Annotated in this window: 13 protein-coding genes; 12 read left to right on the top strand and 1 reads right to left on the bottom strand. The window is 50.7% G+C overall.

What is annotated here, in order from left to right; translation table 11 throughout:
- Positions 1–236 precede the first annotated feature (236 nt).
- The 10 genes from secA to argH all read left to right on the top strand — a co-directional run bounded on the left by secA (position 237) and on the right by argH (position 13,703).
- The gene (secA, locus tag V5J77_RS24235) at positions 237–2,741 is read left to right on the top strand and encodes a preprotein translocase subunit SecA (RefSeq protein WP_338553353.1); all 2,505 of its coding nucleotides are present in this window, start codon (positions 237–239) and stop codon (positions 2,739–2,741) included.
- Between the two features lie 262 nt (positions 2,742–3,003).
- Positions 3,004–4,111, top strand: a protein-coding gene (prfB, locus tag V5J77_RS24230) for a peptide chain release factor 2 (RefSeq protein ID WP_338553352.1) whose coding sequence is annotated in 2 segments (ribosomal slippage) — positions 3,004–3,075 and positions 3,077–4,111 — 1,107 coding nt in all. Because the reading frame shifts where the segments join, the coding sequence is not laid out codon by codon here.
- Between the two features lie 223 nt (positions 4,112–4,334).
- Positions 4,335–5,258: a YitT family protein gene (locus tag V5J77_RS24225; RefSeq protein WP_338553351.1), complete on the top strand. Its 924-nt coding sequence runs from the start codon at positions 4,335–4,337 to the stop codon at positions 5,256–5,258.
- A 197-nt stretch (positions 5,259–5,455) separates the two neighbouring features.
- Complete coding sequence (argC, locus tag V5J77_RS24220) at positions 5,456–6,505, top strand: N-acetyl-gamma-glutamyl-phosphate reductase (protein WP_338553350.1); 1,050 nt, start codon at positions 5,456–5,458, stop codon at positions 6,503–6,505.
- 49 nt (positions 6,506–6,554) lie between these two features.
- Positions 6,555–7,796 carry a bifunctional glutamate N-acetyltransferase/amino-acid acetyltransferase ArgJ gene (gene argJ, locus V5J77_RS24215; RefSeq protein ID WP_338553349.1) on the top strand — a complete coding sequence of 414 codons (1,242 nt, stop codon included), beginning with the start codon at positions 6,555–6,557 and terminating at the stop codon, positions 7,794–7,796.
- 45 nt (positions 7,797–7,841) lie between these two features.
- A complete protein-coding gene (gene argB / locus V5J77_RS24210) occupies positions 7,842–8,633 on the top strand; it encodes an acetylglutamate kinase (protein ID WP_338553348.1) in 792 nt (263 codons plus the stop codon).
- Positions 8,634–8,663: 30 nt separating this feature from the next.
- Positions 8,664–9,866: an acetylornithine transaminase gene (locus tag V5J77_RS24205; protein WP_338553347.1), complete on the top strand. Its 1,203-nt coding sequence runs from the start codon at positions 8,664–8,666 to the stop codon at positions 9,864–9,866.
- 44 nt (positions 9,867–9,910) lie between these two features.
- Positions 9,911–10,867 carry an ornithine carbamoyltransferase gene (gene argF, locus V5J77_RS24200; protein ID WP_338553346.1) on the top strand — a complete coding sequence of 319 codons (957 nt, stop codon included), beginning with the start codon at positions 9,911–9,913 and terminating at the stop codon, positions 10,865–10,867.
- Positions 10,868–10,961: 94 nt separating this feature from the next.
- A complete protein-coding gene (locus tag V5J77_RS24195) occupies positions 10,962–12,191 on the top strand; it encodes an argininosuccinate synthase (protein WP_338553345.1) in 1,230 nt (409 codons plus the stop codon).
- A 96-nt stretch (positions 12,192–12,287) separates the two neighbouring features.
- Positions 12,288–13,703 (top strand): argininosuccinate lyase, encoded by a 1,416-nt coding sequence (gene argH, locus V5J77_RS24190; RefSeq protein WP_338553344.1) that lies wholly within the window; start codon positions 12,288–12,290, stop codon positions 13,701–13,703.
- Between the two features lie 101 nt (positions 13,704–13,804).
- Here argH and V5J77_RS24185 read toward each other — a convergent pair whose 3' ends face one another.
- Positions 13,805–15,277 carry a VanW family protein gene (locus tag V5J77_RS24185; RefSeq protein ID WP_338553343.1) on the bottom strand — a complete coding sequence of 491 codons (1,473 nt, stop codon included), beginning with the start codon at positions 15,275–15,277 and terminating at the stop codon, positions 13,805–13,807.
- A gap of 172 nt (positions 15,278–15,449) precedes the next feature.
- Here V5J77_RS24185 and ftsE point away from each other — a divergent pair, with 172 nt between their 5' ends.
- Positions 15,450–16,136: a cell division ATP-binding protein FtsE gene (gene ftsE / locus V5J77_RS24180; RefSeq protein WP_338553342.1), complete on the top strand. Its 687-nt coding sequence runs from the start codon at positions 15,450–15,452 to the stop codon at positions 16,134–16,136.
- Entirely contained in the window at positions 16,126–17,037 is a 912-nt protein-coding gene (gene ftsX, locus V5J77_RS24175; RefSeq protein ID WP_338553341.1) for a permease-like cell division protein FtsX, read from the top strand. The genes ftsE and ftsX overlap by 11 nt, the downstream gene beginning before the upstream one ends.
- Positions 17,038–17,040 lie beyond the last annotated feature (3 nt).

Here is a 17,040-nt window from a genome sequence, read left to right as displayed (position 1 = left end):
TTTTTTGGCATGGAGTATTTATCCATAGGAGACCGTGCTGTTTTTTATAGGGAGACATTTTGATTTCGCCCTCTGCGCGATGTATAATGAACTCAGTTGAAAACATAGACGGCTCGCCTTTTTCTTTTCGAAAGGTTTGTTATATTCTTACCTGAAAATAATGGTGATGCGTTGCGGTGCATCCTGCAAACTGTTACAATTTAAGGCAAACAAGCGTAAGGTGAAAGGGGAAGCCCATGCTCGGATTAGTGAAAAAAATATTTGGTGATGCGAACGAGCGCGAGGTTAAACGCCTCACGCGTAAAGTAGAAGAAATTAATGCACTAGAGTCAACCATATCGGCTTTGTCCGATGAGGAGCTTACAGCTAAAACGGCACAATTCAGAGCTCGCCTTGCAAAAGGGGAGACGATTGATCAAATATTGCCAGAAGCTTTTGCCGTTACGCGTGAAGCCTCGAAGCGTACGCTCGGCATGCGTCATTTTGATGTGCAGCTGATGGGCGGCATCGTTCTTCATGAAGGCAAAATCGCTGAGATGAGAACCGGTGAAGGTAAAACACTCGTGGCAACACTGCCTGTATATTTGAATGCGCTATTGGAGAAAGGCGTACACGTCGTAACGGTCAATGATTATTTGGCCTCTCGTGACAGCCAGCTAATGGCTCAGCTTTACAATTTCCTCGGCATGACGGTCGGCTGTAACCTGAACGGCTTATCGCATGAAGAGAAGCAAAGCGCCTATGCTTGCGATATCACGTACGGTACGAACAATGAATTTGGCTTCGATTACTTGCGCGACAATATGGTTCTATACAAGGAACAGATGGTGCAGCGCCCGCTTTATTTCTCGATTATTGATGAAGTGGATTCCATTCTCGTCGACGAGGCGCGTACGCCGCTTATTATTTCGGGACAGGCTGCCAAATCGACAGAGCTTTATTACGCAGCAGACCGCTTCCTGAGCCGTTTGAAGGCGGAAGAGGATTATACGATTGATGTAAAGCTGCGCAACGTCATGCTGACGGAGGAAGGTGTGGAGAAGGCTGAGAAGGCGTTCCACATTGAAAATCTTTTTGATCATGAAAATGTAACGCTCAATCATCATATCCAACAGGCACTTAAAGCTAATGTTATCATGAAGCGCGATGTCGATTATGTCGTTCAAGATGACGAGGTTATTATCGTCGATGAGTTTACGGGACGTTTAATGTCGGGACGTCGCTACAGCGATGGCTTGCATCAAGCGATAGAAGCGAAGGAGCAACTCAAGGTTCAAAATGAGAGCATGACCTTGGCGACAATTACCTTCCAAAACTATTTCCGGATGTACCGCAAGCTTGCGGGCATGACCGGTACGGCGAAGACTGAGGAAGAAGAGTTTAAGCGTATTTATGGACTGGACGTTATTCAGGTTCCAACGAACCGTTCCATGATTCGTAAAGATCTTCAAGATGTCGTCTATAAATCGGAAGCAGGCAAGTTCAAAGCTGTTGTCGAGGAGATCGTTGCTCGTCACGCGAAAAATCAGCCCGTGCTGGTTGGCACAATTTCTATTGAAAACTCCGAGAAGCTGTCAGATATGCTCAAACGCCGCGGCGTTGGACATAAAGTGCTCAATGCGAAGTTCCATGCGGAAGAGGCTGAAATTATTTCGCGTGCTGGACAAGCGGGAGCTGTTACGATTGCAACGAACATGGCAGGACGCGGTACGGACATTATGCTTGGCGAAGGCGTAGCCGAATTTGGCGGTCTTCATATTATTGGTACGGAGCGCCATGAGAGCCGCCGGATTGATAACCAGCTGCGTGGTCGTGCCGGACGTCAAGGCGATCCGGGCTCATCCCAGTTTTATTTGTCGCTGGAGGATGAACTAATGCGTCGTTTTGGCTCGGAAAACATTATGGCCATGATGGATCGCCTTGGTCTGGAAGAGGATCAACCGATCGAAAGCCGGATGATCACCCGTGCAGTAGAATCGGCTCAGAAGCGAGTAGAAGGAAACAACTTCGACCAGCGTAAAGTCGTTCTCCAATATGATGATGTCATGAATCAACAGCGCGAGGTCATTTACAAGCAGCGTCTGGACGTGCTTACTTCAGATAATATCCGTGAAATCGTCATGGAAATGATTAAAGCGGTTATTGGCCGCACGGTTGAAGCTCATTGTACGGAGGATATTCCGGAAGAGTGGGACTTGGAGGCTATTATTGATTACGTAGATGCCAACCTGCTCAACGAAGGCACCATCACGAGAGACGACATTTGGGGTAAAGAAATTGAGGAAATCACACAATTTATTTATGACAAAGTTGTTGCTTACTATGACGAGCGTGAAGCTGAGCTGGGCGAAGCAACTATGCGTGAATTCGAGAAGGTCGTCTCGCTTCGCGCGGTTGACAGCAAATGGATGGATCACATAGATGCAATGGATCAGCTTCGTCAAGGTATTCACCTTCGGGCATATGGCGGCACAGATCCGCTTCGCGAGTATCAATTTGAGGGCTTTGAGATGTTCAAGGCGATGATTGATACGATTCAAGAGGAAGTTGCCAAATATATTATGAAGTCGCGCGTAGAGAGCAACCTGGAGCGTCAAGAGGTGGCTCAAGGTCAGACGACGACGAACAGCCCAGGCGAGAGCCAAGAGAAACGTCCGGCGAAGCGTCTGGAGCGGGTCGGGCGCAATGATGATTGCCCATGCGGCAGCGGCAAGAAATACAAGCAGTGCCACGGTAAATAAGGTGCTGATCAGATAGGCAAGGCTTAACGCGCCAGTGTGCGAAAGAGATGCGGCAAAGGCTGCAACGCTTCGCAGCAGGCGCGTTTATGCCATCAAGCAGCATAGCAAGCAAAAACGACTTCGTCGTCCTTCTAGGACGTGCGAAGAGCATTGCCTTAGAAATATAAGCCTATTTATAAGGGGAAATACTTATAAATTCTTATATTTAAAGTACAAGCTGGGCGACCAGACAAGATAAGAAATTTGAGGTGAAGCGTGCGCTATGATAGAACCAACGGTAAAGCAGGACTTGCGAGAAATAGCGAAGCGGCTCCAAGATCTTAGGGGGTCTCTTTGACTTAGATCTTAAATACGAGCTGATCGCAAACTACGAGGAAAAAATGACGGCGCCTGATTTTTGGGATGATAACGACAAGGCGCAAAACGTCATTTCCGAAATGAATGCTGTCAAATCGGTCGTTGATCAATATTTACGTTTAAATGGTGAGATGGAAGACTTGCAGACGATGCTGGAGCTTGCGGAAGAGGAGCAGGATGAGTCGCTTGAGCATGAGCTGATGGAGGGAACGTCCAAGCTGCTCAGCAAGCTGAATGATTTTGAGCTGACGCTGCTGCTCAATCAGCCGTATGATAAGCTCAATGCTATCGTAGAGCTGCACCCTGGCGCAGGCGGCACGGAGTCGCAGGACTGGGGCCAAATGCTGTACCGGATGTATACGCGCTGGGCGGAGAAAAGCGGCTTTAAGGTCGAGCTGCTTGATTTTTTGCCAGGTGATGAGGCGGGCATCAAGAGCGTCACGATTTTGGTCAAGGGCTATAATGCTTATGGTTATCTTAAGGCAGAGAAGGGTGTACACCGGCTCGTTCGCATTTCGCCATTTGATGCGTCAGGTCGTCGTCATACCTCCTTCGCATCCTGCGATGTCGTGCCAGAAATTACTGATGACATCGAAATCGAAATCCGCAACGAGGATTTGAAGGTCGATACATACCGCGCGAGCGGGGCGGGCGGGCAGCATGTCAACAAGACGGAATCGGCGATTCGTATTACGCATATTCCTTCGGGCATCGTCGTTGCCTGCCAGCAGGAGCGTTCGCAAATTCAGAACCGTGAGCGCGCCATGAATATGCTGCGTTCCAAGCTTTATGAGCGGAGAATTGAGGAGCAGCGGCAGCATCTCGCGGAAATTCGCGGCGAGCAATCGGATATTGCCTGGGGCAGCCAAATTCGCTCTTATGTTTTTCATCCTTACAGCATGGTCAAGGATCATCGTACATCGGTGGAAACGGGCAATGTTGGCGCCGTAATGGATGGCGATCTGAATGCGTTTATCAACGGATATTTACGCCATCAAATTCGCCACGACTAATAGCTGCCGATTGCGGCGTTTCTATAAGCTAGCCTGAGTGGAGAGCATTTGCGGTTAAAGGCTACAAGGATATAAGGCTGAAGGAATGCAGGATATGGTTGAATACGCATGGATCAAGCCATATTGACGTAAGCTAAGAAGAGTTCCGACTCGAATAAGGGTGGAACTCTTCTTTTTTATGAGCGATTTACTTAAGACTTTATGAACTTAGGTGGGATTTAATATGGTGGAAGAAAAGAATGAAAAAGACAGCCGCAGGTCGTACACAGCTAAATCGACGGTCAAAAATAAACGGATAAAAAAACCGCTAAGCCCAGAAAAACAGCTCACTTGGAGCATGCTGCAGGTGCTGCTGGGCTCTTTTCTAATGGCGGCAAGCTTTAACTTATTTCTAGTGCCCAATGAAATTGCCTCAGGCGGCGTTTCCGGCATTTCGATTTTGGTCCAGCGCTTTGCCGGCATTTCGCCAGCTTATACGCAGTGGGCTGTAAATATCCCCTTGTTTTTTGTAGGGCTGTGGCTGCTGGGCAAGCGTTATGCGCTTAAGGTGGCGCTTGGCTCCGTTGTGCTTCCGCTATTCGTTCTGCTCACATCCCATTGGGAAACACCCACACATAATCCCTTGCTTGCTGCTATATATGGAGGGATCGGCGTTGGTCTCGGTCTCGGCATTGTCTTTCGCGGGGGCGGCTCGACAGGCGGTCTCGGCTTGGCTGCGCAAATTTTACATCGTTATACGGGATTGTCGCTCGGGCTCGCTGTCGCTATTTTTGACGGATGTGTCATCATTGCAGCAGGCCTGCTTATTTCTCCGGAAGTAGCGTTGTATGCTTTAGTCGGGTTATTTGTAACGAGCAAAACGATTGATATTATCCAAAGCGGCCTGCCGGTGTCGAAGGTTGCTTTCATCATTAGCAGCGAGCCTGAAAAAGTGTCGGAGGCGATCCTTTATGATCTCGACCGCGGTTTGACGAGGCTTGATGGACATGGCGGCTACAGCGGGGAAGGACGGACCGTGCTGATGGTCGTTGTAGGGCAGATGGAGGTGGCGAAGCTCAAGCAGCTCGTTCGGACAGTGGACCCGGGCGCATTTGTCATCATCAGCAACACATCAGAGGTAGTAGGCGAAGGGTTTAAGCTGGAGTGAAAATAGCGATTAGGCACTCGATTGGGCGCCCTAACAGCGCGTCGTGTTAGCTTGCGCGATACAAAAATACATCCATCCGCGCATTGTATTAATATAGAATGGCATGTATAATAATACGGAAAAACAGTGTGTTTTAATCGACTGCCGAATCATGTACAATATACTTTTAGATAGTCTCATAGGGAGAGATGAAGGATATGAGCGAAAAACTGAAAATAGCTATTATTGGTTCAACTGGCTACGGCGGCGTTGAGCTTATTCGATTGTTAGCCTCACATCCTCTTGCTGAGGTGACCTCGGTTATTTCATCATCCAGCGCGGGGACGCCGATAACGGAAGGATACCCGCACTTGATAAGCATTCGTGAAGAGCTGCTTGATGATGTAGAGCCACAGGCGATTCGCAGCAAGGCGGATGTTGTATTTTTGGCAACACCAGCAGCTGTCGCTTCCAAACTGGCACCTAGTTTGCTGGCGACTGGCCTTAAAGTCATTGATTTATCCGGCGACTACCGCCTGCAAGATAGAGCATTATATGAGAAATGGTACAAAAAGCCGGCGGCGGATGAGGAGTATTTGAAGCAAGCGGTATATGGACTAGCTGAAGTGTATGGCGACCGTGTACTTGGTGCGAAGCTCATTTCCAATCCCGGCTGCTACGTTACGGCAGCGCTTCTGGGCCTAGTTCCGGCCGTACAAGCAGGCTTTATTGACCCGAACAGCATTATTATTGATGCGAAATCGGGTGTTTCCGGCGCAGGACGCGGCGCTAGCCTCGGTACGCATTATTCGGAGCTGAACGAGAGTTTAAAGGCGTATAAGCTGAATCAGCATCAGCATACTCCTGAAATCGAAATGGTGCTTTCCGATGTTGCGGGGAGCCCCGTTGTGACCACATTCTCGACCCATCTCGTGCCGATGACTCGCGGCATTATGACGACGATGTATGCAACGGTGAAGGATGGCAGAAGCGCAGCTGATTTTATGGAGCTGTACAGCAGCTATTATGAGAACCGTCCATTTGTGCGCTTGCGTCCAGAAGGACAATTTCCTGCAACGAAGGAAGTATGGGGCTCAAATTACTGCGATATCGGGTTTGCGTTCGATAGCCGTACAGGCCGAGTGACGATTGTTTCGGTTATTGATAATTTGGTCAAGGGCGCAGCTGGACAAGCGATTCAGAATATGAACCTCATGATGGGCTGGGATGAGACGCTTGGATTGCAGTTTGTTCCTGTTTATCCATAAGAAGCAGCATAATCTAATTTAGCATGAAGCGAAGGAGAACGATGTAATTATGGGACAGGAACACACAGCACTCCTTTATACGGTTGTGGCGGAAGGCTCGATTACAACACCGAAGGGCTTTACAGCGGGCGGCATTCACTGCGGCCTCAAAAAAACGACGCGCAATGACCTTGGTGCGATTGTTTGCGAGGTTCCTGCAGCGGCGGCGGGCGTGTACACGACAAATGTGTTTCAGGCGGCACCGCTTAAGGTGACGCGTGAAAGCATTGGCGCAGGCGGTCGCCTGCGTGCTGTGCTGGTTAATAGCGGCAATGCCAATGCTTGCACGGGTGAGCAGGGCGAAGCGGATGCTTATGAGATGCGCAACAAATTCGCTGAGCGTGTTGGTGTTGCAGCGGATGAGGTAGCAGTAGCTTCTACTGGCGTCATTGGCGAGCTGCTTAAGATGGACAACGTGCGCAGCGGGATCAGTGAGCTGCCAGCGAAGCTGGCTTCCGACAAGCAAGCGGCAGAAAGCTTCTGCCAAGCGATTTTGACGACCGATTTGGTGCAAAAAATGGTATGCGTGTCCGTTGAAATTGATGGACAGCTCATCCATATCGCTGGAGCGGCGAAAGGCTCCGGCATGATCCACCCAAACATGGCAACGATGCTTGGTTTCGTTACGACGGATGCGGCGATAGGCAGCGAAGCGCTGCAACAGCAGCTGCGTGAAGCGACGAACCATACTTTTAATATGATTACGGTCGATGGCGATACAAGCACGAACGATATGCTCGTTGCGATGGCAAGCGGACTTGCTGGCAATAGCGAGCTTAACCCGCAGCATGAAGGCTGGGCTGCTTTCGGCGCGGCGCTTCGCTATGTGTGCGAGGTGCTTGCGAAGGCGATTGCGCGTGATGGCGAAGGCGCTACGAAGCTGGTCGAGGTTCAAGTGCGCGGAGCGGTTAGTGATGCATCGGCACAGGCGATTGCGAAGACCGTCATTGGTTCTTCCCTTGTTAAATCTGCTGTATTTGGCGCAGACGCGAACTGGGGGCGGATTATTGCAGCAGTAGGACGTGCTGGCGAGCCTGTCAACCCGGATACGGTTGATATTGCACTGGGCAGCATTGTAACGCTGCAACAGTCGAAGCCGGTCGCTTTTGATGAGGAGAAAGCTTTGGAGTATTTGAAGGGCGATACGGTCGTCATTCATGTGGACCTGCATATGGAAGCGGGCGCAGCAACAGCTTGGGGCTGTGACCTGACTTATGACTACGTGCGAATTAATGCGGCTTACCGTACATAACGGTGCTTGAGGCAAGCATTAAGCGATAAAGGAGCTCATAATAGCATGACGCAACGATTTGTAATGAAATGCGGCGGCAGTACACTGGCTGCGCTGCCTGAATCTTTCTTTGGCGAGCTGCGGGAGTTGCAGCAATCCGGCGTTAGCCCGGTTATTGTGCATGGCGGCGGACCGGCGATTTCGGAGACGCTTGCGAAGCTGGGCATTGAGACTGAGTTTGTCGGCGGGCTGCGTAAGACTAGCGATGCGGTTCTTGACGTTGTAGAGATGGTGTTGTCTGGACGCATCAACAAGGAGATTGTGCGAAAAATGTCCTCCTGCGGCGCACAGGCGCTCGGCTTATCCGGTGTGGATGGTCAGCTTATAACCGCTCGTCCGGTCGCAAACGCCGATGAGATTGGCTTTGTAGGCGATGTGACGGACATCAACGCTGCTGTTATAGAGGGTGTAATGGCGATGGGATATATTCCTGTTATTGCGCCGGTAGGCATTGACGCACAAGGGCAGCGCTATAACATTAATGCAGATACCGCGGCTGGTGCAGTCGCTTCCCATCTGGGCGTTCATCAAATGATCGTAGTGACCGATGTGCCGGGCATTATGCGTACGGTTGATGGTATGAAGCAGGTATTGCCTGTAGTGACCGTTGCCGATATTGACGAGATGATCGCAAGCGGAGAAATATATGGCGGAATGATTCCCAAAGTCCGCGCAGCTGTCCAATGCATTCAAGGACAGGTGCAGGAGGTTGTCATCGTCAGCGGCGAGGAGCCGGGCGTATTGACTAAGGCCGTGCGCGAGGGCGGAGTAGGTACGCGAATCGTCAAAGGGGTTTAATTCGCGAGAGCGGGAGGGAGGATATAAACGATGAGTGAAAAAACAACGTCTGCGGCAGCGGCAAACTCGCTGCTGCCTACTTATGCGAGATACCCAATCGCGCTCGTGAAGGGCGAGGGCAGCTGGCTGTGGGATGATCAGGGCAAGCAGTACCTCGATTTCATGAGCGGTATTGCTGTTACGAATTTGGGACATGCTCCTCGTAAAATCAAGGAAGCCTTGATTAAGCAGCTGGATGAGCTGTGGCATGTATCTAACCTGTTTCATATACCGAATCAGGAGGAGGCTGCTAAGCTGTTGACGGACAACAGCAGCGGCGACGCTGTATTTTTCTGCAACTCGGGTGCGGAAGCGAATGAAGCGGCAATCAAGCTGGCTCGCAAATACCAGCAGAAGATTAAAGGAAATGGCCGCTACGAAATCCTTACCTTCGAAAATTCCTTCCATGGACGGACACTGGCAACGTTGACTGCGACGGGCCAAGAGAAGGTAAAGGAAGGCTTTGCTCCATTGCCGGAGGGCTTCCGTTATATTCCATACAACGATATTGAAGCGCTGGAAGCGGCAATCAGCGACAAAACAGCGGCGGTTATGCTGGAGCTGGTACAGGCGGAAGGCGGTATTTATCCGGCTGATCCGGCATTTGTGCATGCCCTGTGCAAGCTATGCCGCAAGCATGGCATTTTGCTGATCGTCGATGAAATTCAGACGGGCATGGGCCGTACGGGCAAGCTGTTCGCTTATGAGCATTATGGCATTGAACCGGATATTTTCACGCTGGCAAAAGGGCTTGGCAGCGGCTTCCCCGTGGGGGCGGCTGTGTGCAAGGAGGAGCTTCGCGAAGCGTTTGGTCCGGGAAGCCATGGCTCGACCTTTGGCGGCACACCTATCGCTACAGCTGTTGTGAAAGCGACGCTGGAGACGATTATAGGCGACCGGCTGTCTGAGCGCGCAGAGGAGAAGGGTAACTACTTAAAGTCGCAATTGAAAGCAAAGCTTGAAGGCAATCCATTCGTGAAGGACATTCGCGGCAAAGGGCTGCTTGTAGGCATCGAATGCGTAGAGCCAATCGCTGGCTTGCTCACGGCGGCGCAGGATAAAGGGCTGCTCGTCATTTCGGCGGGACCGAACGTCATCCGTTTGCTGCCTAATCTGCTCGTGACGAATGAGGAGATTGATCAGGCGGTTCGCATTTTGGCAGAGCTGCTGGCAGATGCAGGCTTGAACAAATAATTGCTATCATAATGGACACATAGATGGAAGTGGAGGAGATACGTTTGCAAGAAGCAATAAAAGAAGAAATGGCTGCGAGCCTGAAAGGCCGTGATTTTCTCATGCTGGTGGATTATGCGCCAGCGGAAATCCGTTACCTGATTGATCTCGCTATCGAGCTTAAGCAGAAGCAAAAGGCGGGCGAAACGCATCATTTGCTTAAAGGAAAAACGCTCGGGATGATTTTTGAAAAATCGTCGACGCGTACGCGCGTCTCGTTCGAGACAGGCATTTACCAGCTCGGCGGACACGGACTGTTCCTGAGCGGCAATGATTTGCAAATTGGACGCGGCGAATCGATTTGGGATACAGCACAGACGCTTTCGCGCTATCTGGACGGCATTATGATTCGTACGTTTGCTCATCGCAAAGTCGTGGAGCTGGCTCGCGGTGCAACAATTCCGGTTATTAATGGCTTGACCGACCTTTCGCATCCTTGCCAGGCGCTGGCTGACTACCAGACGATTTTGGAGCACAAGGGCAAGCTCGAAGGCTTGAAGGTGGCTTACATCGGCGATGGCAACAACATGGTTCACTCCCTGCTGATGGGAGCAGCTAAGCTTGGCATGCACATGTCGGTTGCGACTCCAGAAGGCTATGAGCCGGATGCGGACATTATGCAGCAGACGAAGGATCATGCAGCAGAGACAGGCTCGCGCATTCATGTGTGCCGCGATCCGAGAGAAGCTATTGAAGGTGCTGATGTCGTGTATACAGACGTATGGGCGAGCATGGGGCAAGAAGCGGAGCAGAAGGAACGCGAGAAAGCATTTGCTGCTTATCAAGTGAATGAAGCATTGACTGCACATGCGAAGAAAGACTATTTGTTCATGCACTGCCTGCCTGCGCATCGCGGCGAGGAAGTGAGTGAGGGCGTTATTGACGGCGACCACTCGATTATTTTTGACCAAGCGGAAAATCGTCTTCATGCTCAAAAGGCTATTATGGCCGCCATTATGTAACAAAGCTTAATTCGGCACTATTCGACTTGCTGCAAGCATAGCAGAAGGTTCGCCTGAATTAATCATCATGATACTAAGGAGTGCGACAATTACAATGGCTAAGGAAAAAATCGTATTGGCATATTCGGGCGGTCTGGACACGTCCGTTATTCTCAAATGGCTGAAAGAAACGTATGATGCGGAAATTATCGCGTTCACAGCTGACATCGGACAGAAGGATGAGCTGGACGGACTGGAAGCAAAGGCATTAGCGACTGGCGCCTCGAAGGTTTATATCGACGATCTTCGCGACGAGTTCGCGTCTGACTTTATTTTCCCAATGTTCCAAGCTGGCGCTTTCTACGAAGGTCAATATCTGCTTGGCACTTCGATTGCACGTCCGCTAATCGCGAAGCGCATGGTTGATATTGCACGCGCTGAGGGTGCGATCATGATCGCTCATGGCGCGACTGGTAAAGGAAACGACCAGGTTCGTTTCGAGCTTGGTGTTGCCGCGCTTGCTCCTGATATTAAAGTAATCGCGCCTTGGCGTGAAGAGCAGTTCCGTGAAGAGTTCCCGGGACGAGCAGAAATGATCGCTTATGCGGAGAAGCACAACATTCCCGTTCAAGCTTCGGCTGCGAAGCCCTATTCTACTGACCGCAACCTGCTGCATATCAGCTTTGAGAGCGGCATGCTGGAGGACCCATGGTTCGATCCAAGCTCCGACGAGAACAAGGATATGTTCGTACTGAGCGTAGCGCCGGAAGATGCGCCGGATCAGTCCGAATATGTTGAATTGTCCTTTGAAGCGGGCAACTGTACAGCGATTAACGGCGAGTCATTGACTCCGCTGCAAGTGATGGACAAGCTTAACGACTTGGGCGGCAAGCACGGTATCGGCCGCGTGGATATGGTTGAGAACCGTTTTGTCGGAATGAAGAGCCGTGGTGTCTATGAGACGCCGGGCGGTACGATTTTGTTCAGCGCACACCGCAAAATGGAGTCGCTCACGATGGACCGCGAGGTTATGAATTTGCGTGATTCCCTCATTGCAAAATACAGCCAGCTTGTTTATAACGGCTTCTGGTTCGCGCCTGAGCGTCTTGCTCTGCAAGCTCTCGTGCTTGAATCCCAGAAAAACGTCACAGGTACGGTACGCCTGAAGCTGTACAAAGGCAACATCATCGGCGCTGGCGTACAAAGCCCTGTGAGCTTGTACAACCCGGAAATCGCTACGATGGAAGCTGATCCGACGCAAGCTTATGACCAAGGCGATGCTACGGGCTTTATTCGCCTGAATGCGCTGCGTTTGAAGGTTGGAACGAAATACAGCGGTAAATAACAATAAAAGTACGTCGTTTATTAATAGATGCCGGAAGCAAGGGAGAGGCCGCTGCATGCAGCGGCCTGTGCCTTATCCGGAAGGGAGTGCGATAACGTGAGCAAGTTATGGGGCGGCAGATTTACGAAGAAGACCGATCAGTTGGTGGAGGAGTATACAGCATCCATCCTGTTCGATAAGGAACTGGCGGAAGAAGATATTCAAGGCAGCCTGGCTCATGTGACGATGCTGGGTAAGCAGGGTATTTTGCCGGATAAAGATGTGGAGACGATTCAGGACGGCCTGCACCGCGTCTTGCAGCGCATTAAACGCAATGATATTGAGTTTTCCGTCTCTGACGAGGACATTCACATGAATATCGAGAAGACGCTCATTGACGATATTGGCTCCGTTGGCGGCAAGCTGCACACTGGACGCAGTCGTAATGATCAGGTTTCGACCGATATGCATCTTTACTTGCGCAAGCGCGTTGTGGAATTCGTCGATTTGCTGCAAAAGCTGCAAGCATCGCTTGTAGAGCAGGCGAAAGCGAATACGGCTACAATCGTGCCGGGCTACACGCATTTACAGCGCGCCCAGCCGATTTTGTTCGCTCATCATTTGATGGCATACGTATCCATGTTCGGTCGCGATATCGAGCGCTTGCAGGATAGCTACAAACGCATCAATATGCTGCCGCTAGGCGCAGGTGCACTTGCGGGTACAACGTTCCCGATCGACCGCCATTTTGTAGCCAGCCAGCTGAAATTTGATCGTGTTTATGAAAATAGCCTCGATGCCGTCAGCGATCGCGACTTTATTTTGGAATTTCTCTCCCATGCTTCGATCATTATGATGCATCTTTCGCGTCTGAGCGAGGAGCTTATCATGTGGTCCAGCACAGAGTTTAATTTTGTCGAGCTGGATGATGCCTTCTGCACAGGCAGCAGCATTATGCCGCAGAAGAAAAACCCGGATGTGCCTGAGCTAGTGCGCGGCAAGACAGGCCGTGTCTATGGCAATCTTGTAGGCCTGCTGACGGTGTTAAAATCGCTTCCGCTCGCGTACAACAAGGATATGCAGGAAGACAAGGAAGGCATGTTTGACACCGTTCGCACGCTGCAAGGCGCGCTTCAGCTGTTCGCGCCGATGATTGCAACGATGAAGGTCAATAAGGATCGGATGCGCCAAGCGGTCAATCAGGATTTCTCCAATGCGACCGATATTGCCGATTTCCTCGTCGGCAAGGGCTTGCCTTTCCGTCAAGCGCATGAAGTCATTGGCAAGACGGTGCTTTATTGCATCGAGCAGGGCAAATATTTGCTCGATCTGAAGCTGGAGGAGTTCAAGCAATTTTCCGAGCTGTTCGATGATCGCATTTATGCGGTGCTCCAGCCGGAGCAGGTTGTGGATGCCCGCAACGTCTACGGCGGCACAGCGACCGTTCAGGTTGAAGCGGCTATTGGCCGTGCTGATGAGGAGCTGCTGAAGGTAGCGGCTTGGGTAACGGAATACGCAGAGCGCAGCCGTTAGGCTTATCAACCTATAATCTGTAATTAAAAATCTCCAAATCCAGTGAAGGCTGGGTTTGGAGATTTTTTTGCTTAGTTGCAGCAATAGAGGCAGCAAGAAATTTAGCTTATGCCATCCTCAAGCAGCGGCTCGGTCGGTGTAGCCCATTCGTTGGGTGCGCTTGGAGCGGGAGCGGGTTGAGGGACGGGGGCCTGATCAGCCTTCCCCGCCTTCCCCGTGCCAATATGAATGATAGTAGGCTGGGCACGGTAAGTGTCGCGCGAAATGCGTTCCTTTACTGGAGGCTTGCCATTTTCCAGCGTCACCCTAAAGGTGTCGACGACGTAGCCCTTGCGCCCTGGGGCGATTATCTTGCGTGTGCCGGCTGGCAGTGCGGGGTCTTGAAGCTGCTGCACCTCTGGAGACAGCGTGCCGACAGTAACCGATTCAATGCGATATTGGACATCCTCTGACCTATTTCCGAATAGCTTGACCGTCAGCTTGCGTCCTTCAGATGTAGCACGAATGACAATATACTTGTCCGTTGAATTGCGAAACCGAAAGTTAATGGCGCCGTCAGCATAGGTGGCATCTTGTCCAACGGGCAAATAGGAAACGGGAAGCGAATGGTTGCGTCTTTCGACAATTTCAAGTCCGGCGCGCAATGCGGCATTGTAAAGCGTGCTGGACACTTGGCAGATGCCGCCGCCAATACCGGGAACAAGCTTGCCGTTCAAGATGACGGGCGCCTCCCGAAAACCATATTTTTCCTCGGCCCTGCGAATGACCTTGCTGTAGTCAAACACCTCGCCAGGAGCAAGGAGCCAGTTATCGAGAGCCGCCGCCGTTGAGGCGACATTATAAGCGCGGCCTTCTGTGCTAGCGGCGAAGTCGGTCGTGAACGACATTAATTTGCGCTCGACCCCCTGCGCCTTGAGCTGCTCCAGCGTGACGGATGGAGATAGGGTTAGGATAGGAAGCTCTATGCGATACGCCGCCTGATTTACAAGAGAACTAGCATTTGCGGCGAGCCAAAGCCAATTTTTCACCTCAGCAGCGAGGCGGCTCATTTCAATACGGTAGGCTTCTGCCTCCGGCTCATAAAAAATCTCGTCCTGATCCGTAATGGTTCGGGTGGCATCCTTGGGCTCGTTTTGCTCTAGCCAGCCCCACTGCTGGCGAACAAGCTTTTCGAATAATGCTTGATCAAACGTCTGTGCAAGCTCGAAGGTGCGCGGAAAATAAAAGCGATATTTTGCCGCCTCCCATAACGTTCCTTTGCCAAGCTGCTTCAGAGCCTCGCGCACTTCCGCAGTATTTGCTTGGTAGCCGAGCTCCTCCGCCCTCCATGTGCGCCTATCCGAGCCTGCGTTGCCGGTAGTTACCGTCAGTTCACGCGCTCCTAGAGCCTGCTCATAGTCGCTCAGAAGCTTTATCGCTTCCGTAATAGGCATTCCGCTAATATTAAGCCCGCCCGCTGTTACGCCTGACGGCACGGTGCGCTGCTCGGCATAATAGGTGAGTCCACCCCAGCCGACGGATGCTGCAAGCAGCAGGGCAAATACAAAAATGCTGATGAGATGCAATTTTTTCAATAGACCAATCCCCCTTCCTACGGGTCAAGCAAAAACGACTCTGTTATATATATGCATGCAGCTAGAATGAATATGAGAATTGTGAAAAATGAGGAAAGAAACCGTCGAAAAGAAAGGATTTGCCACGTCATTGTCGAATTAATAATGCTGACTAAAAACAGGATGTGATAACGTGATTGAAATGCAAGACATATGGAAGACTTACGTCGACGGTACCCATGCACTGCGAGGAGTATCCGTACGCATAGATCGTAATGAATTTGTGTATCTGGTAGGGCCTTCCGGGGCAGGCAAATCAACCTTTATGAAGCTGATCTATCGCGAGGAAGTGCCTACGAAAGGGCAGCTTTCCGTAAATGGTTTTAATATAGGCAAGCTCAAGCCGCGCAAAATCCCATTTGTACGGCGCAACATAGGCGTTATTTTTCAAGATTTTAGATTGCTTCCGAAGCTGACGGTGTTTGAAAATGTCGCTTATGCGATGGAGGTTATTGAAGCGCCCAAGCGGATTATCAAAAAAAGGACGATGGAGGTTCTCGATCTCGTCGGGCTTAAGCATAAGCATGCCAGCCTGCCGGCCCAGCTTTCAGGCGGAGAGCAGCAGCGTGTGTCGATTGCCCGGGCAATAGTGAATAACCCGTCGGTTATTGTAGCGGATGAGCCTACCGGCAACCTCGACCCAGAGACGTCCATGGAAATTATGGCTTTGCTGGAGGAGATCAACTTTCGCGGTTCAACCATCGTCATGGCGACGCATAACCGCGATATTGTAAACAGCTTGCGCAAGCGTGTCATCGCTATCGAGAATGGCTTGGTCGTTCGGGATGAGGCAAGAGGGGAGTACGGTTATGAAATTTAGAACCCTGCTCCGCCACCTTAAAGAAGGCTGTAAAAATATTATTCGCAACGGCTGGATGTCGTTTGCTTCCATTAGCTCGATTTTTATTTCGTTATTTTTGTTAGGGGCTTTTATGCTGCTGGCGCTGAATGTAAACAATTTTGCCTCCTCGGTGGAGAGCAAGGTGGAAATTCGCGTATTTTTGCAGCTGGACATAGACAAGGCAAAGATGAAGGAGGTCGAGAATAAAATTCTCGCCCTCTCTGAGGTGAAGCAAGTTACGCTGGTTACGAAGGAAGAGGGACTTGAGGAGCTTCGCAAAAACTTGAGCGACGAGGGCTTGCTTGACGGCTACGATGAAGCGAGCAACCCGCTGCCGGACTCTTTTACCGTAGAAGTATTTAAGCCTCAGTCTGTCAGCAGTGCAGCAGCGCAGATCGAGGCGCTTAACACGGGCGATGAAACAGTGCCGATTACGAGTGTGAAATATGGAGAAGGCAAAATTGAGACGCTGTTCAAAATTACGAATGCAGTGCGTACAATTGGGCTCGTGATCGTACTGGCACTTACGGTTACGGCTATGTTCCTCATTTCCAATACGATTAAAGTGACGATTGTTGCTCGGCGCCGGGAAATCGGCATTATGAAATTGGTAGGGGCGACGAATGCGTTTATCCGCTGGCCCTTTTTCATTGAAGGTGCACTTATTGGCTTGATTGCTTCAATATTGACGACAGCTGTATTACTTGTGAGCTATGCGCAGTTTGTTCAAGTGACGCAAGAAGGGCTTGGGCTGATGATGCTCAGTCTCGTGTCGGTTCAGCAGGTTGGACTGGAAATTAGCGGTGTATTGATTGGGCTGGGCACATTGATTGGCATATGGGGAAGTACGATATCCATTCGAAAATATTTGAAAGTGTAGGTG

Source organism: Paenibacillus sp. KS-LC4 (genome assembly GCF_036894955.1).
Lineage (GTDB): Bacteria > Bacillota > Bacilli > Paenibacillales > Paenibacillaceae > Pristimantibacillus.
The sequence above is the reverse complement of the archived record's forward strand: the minus strand, read 5'-3'. Positions and strand labels throughout refer to the sequence as shown.

Excerpts from the sequence above, each read along its gene's own strand:
- secA (WP_338553353.1), top strand. The coding sequence starts at position 237 with ATGCTCGGATTAGTGAAAAAAATATTTGGTGATGCGAACGAGCGCGAG.
- V5J77_RS24225 (WP_338553351.1), top strand. The coding sequence starts at position 4,335 with ATGGTGGAAGAAAAGAATGAAAAAGACAGCCGCAGGTCGTACACAGCT.
- argC (WP_338553350.1), top strand. The coding sequence starts at position 5,456 with ATGAGCGAAAAACTGAAAATAGCTATTATTGGTTCAACTGGCTACGGC.
- argJ (WP_338553349.1), top strand. The coding sequence starts at position 6,555 with ATGGGACAGGAACACACAGCACTCCTTTATACGGTTGTGGCGGAAGGC.
- argB (WP_338553348.1), top strand. The coding sequence starts at position 7,842 with ATGACGCAACGATTTGTAATGAAATGCGGCGGCAGTACACTGGCTGCG.
- V5J77_RS24205 (WP_338553347.1), top strand. The coding sequence starts at position 8,664 with ATGAGTGAAAAAACAACGTCTGCGGCAGCGGCAAACTCGCTGCTGCCT.
- V5J77_RS24195 (WP_338553345.1), top strand. The coding sequence starts at position 10,962 with ATGGCTAAGGAAAAAATCGTATTGGCATATTCGGGCGGTCTGGACACG.
- ftsX (WP_338553341.1), top strand. The coding sequence starts at position 16,126 with ATGAAATTTAGAACCCTGCTCCGCCACCTTAAAGAAGGCTGTAAAAAT.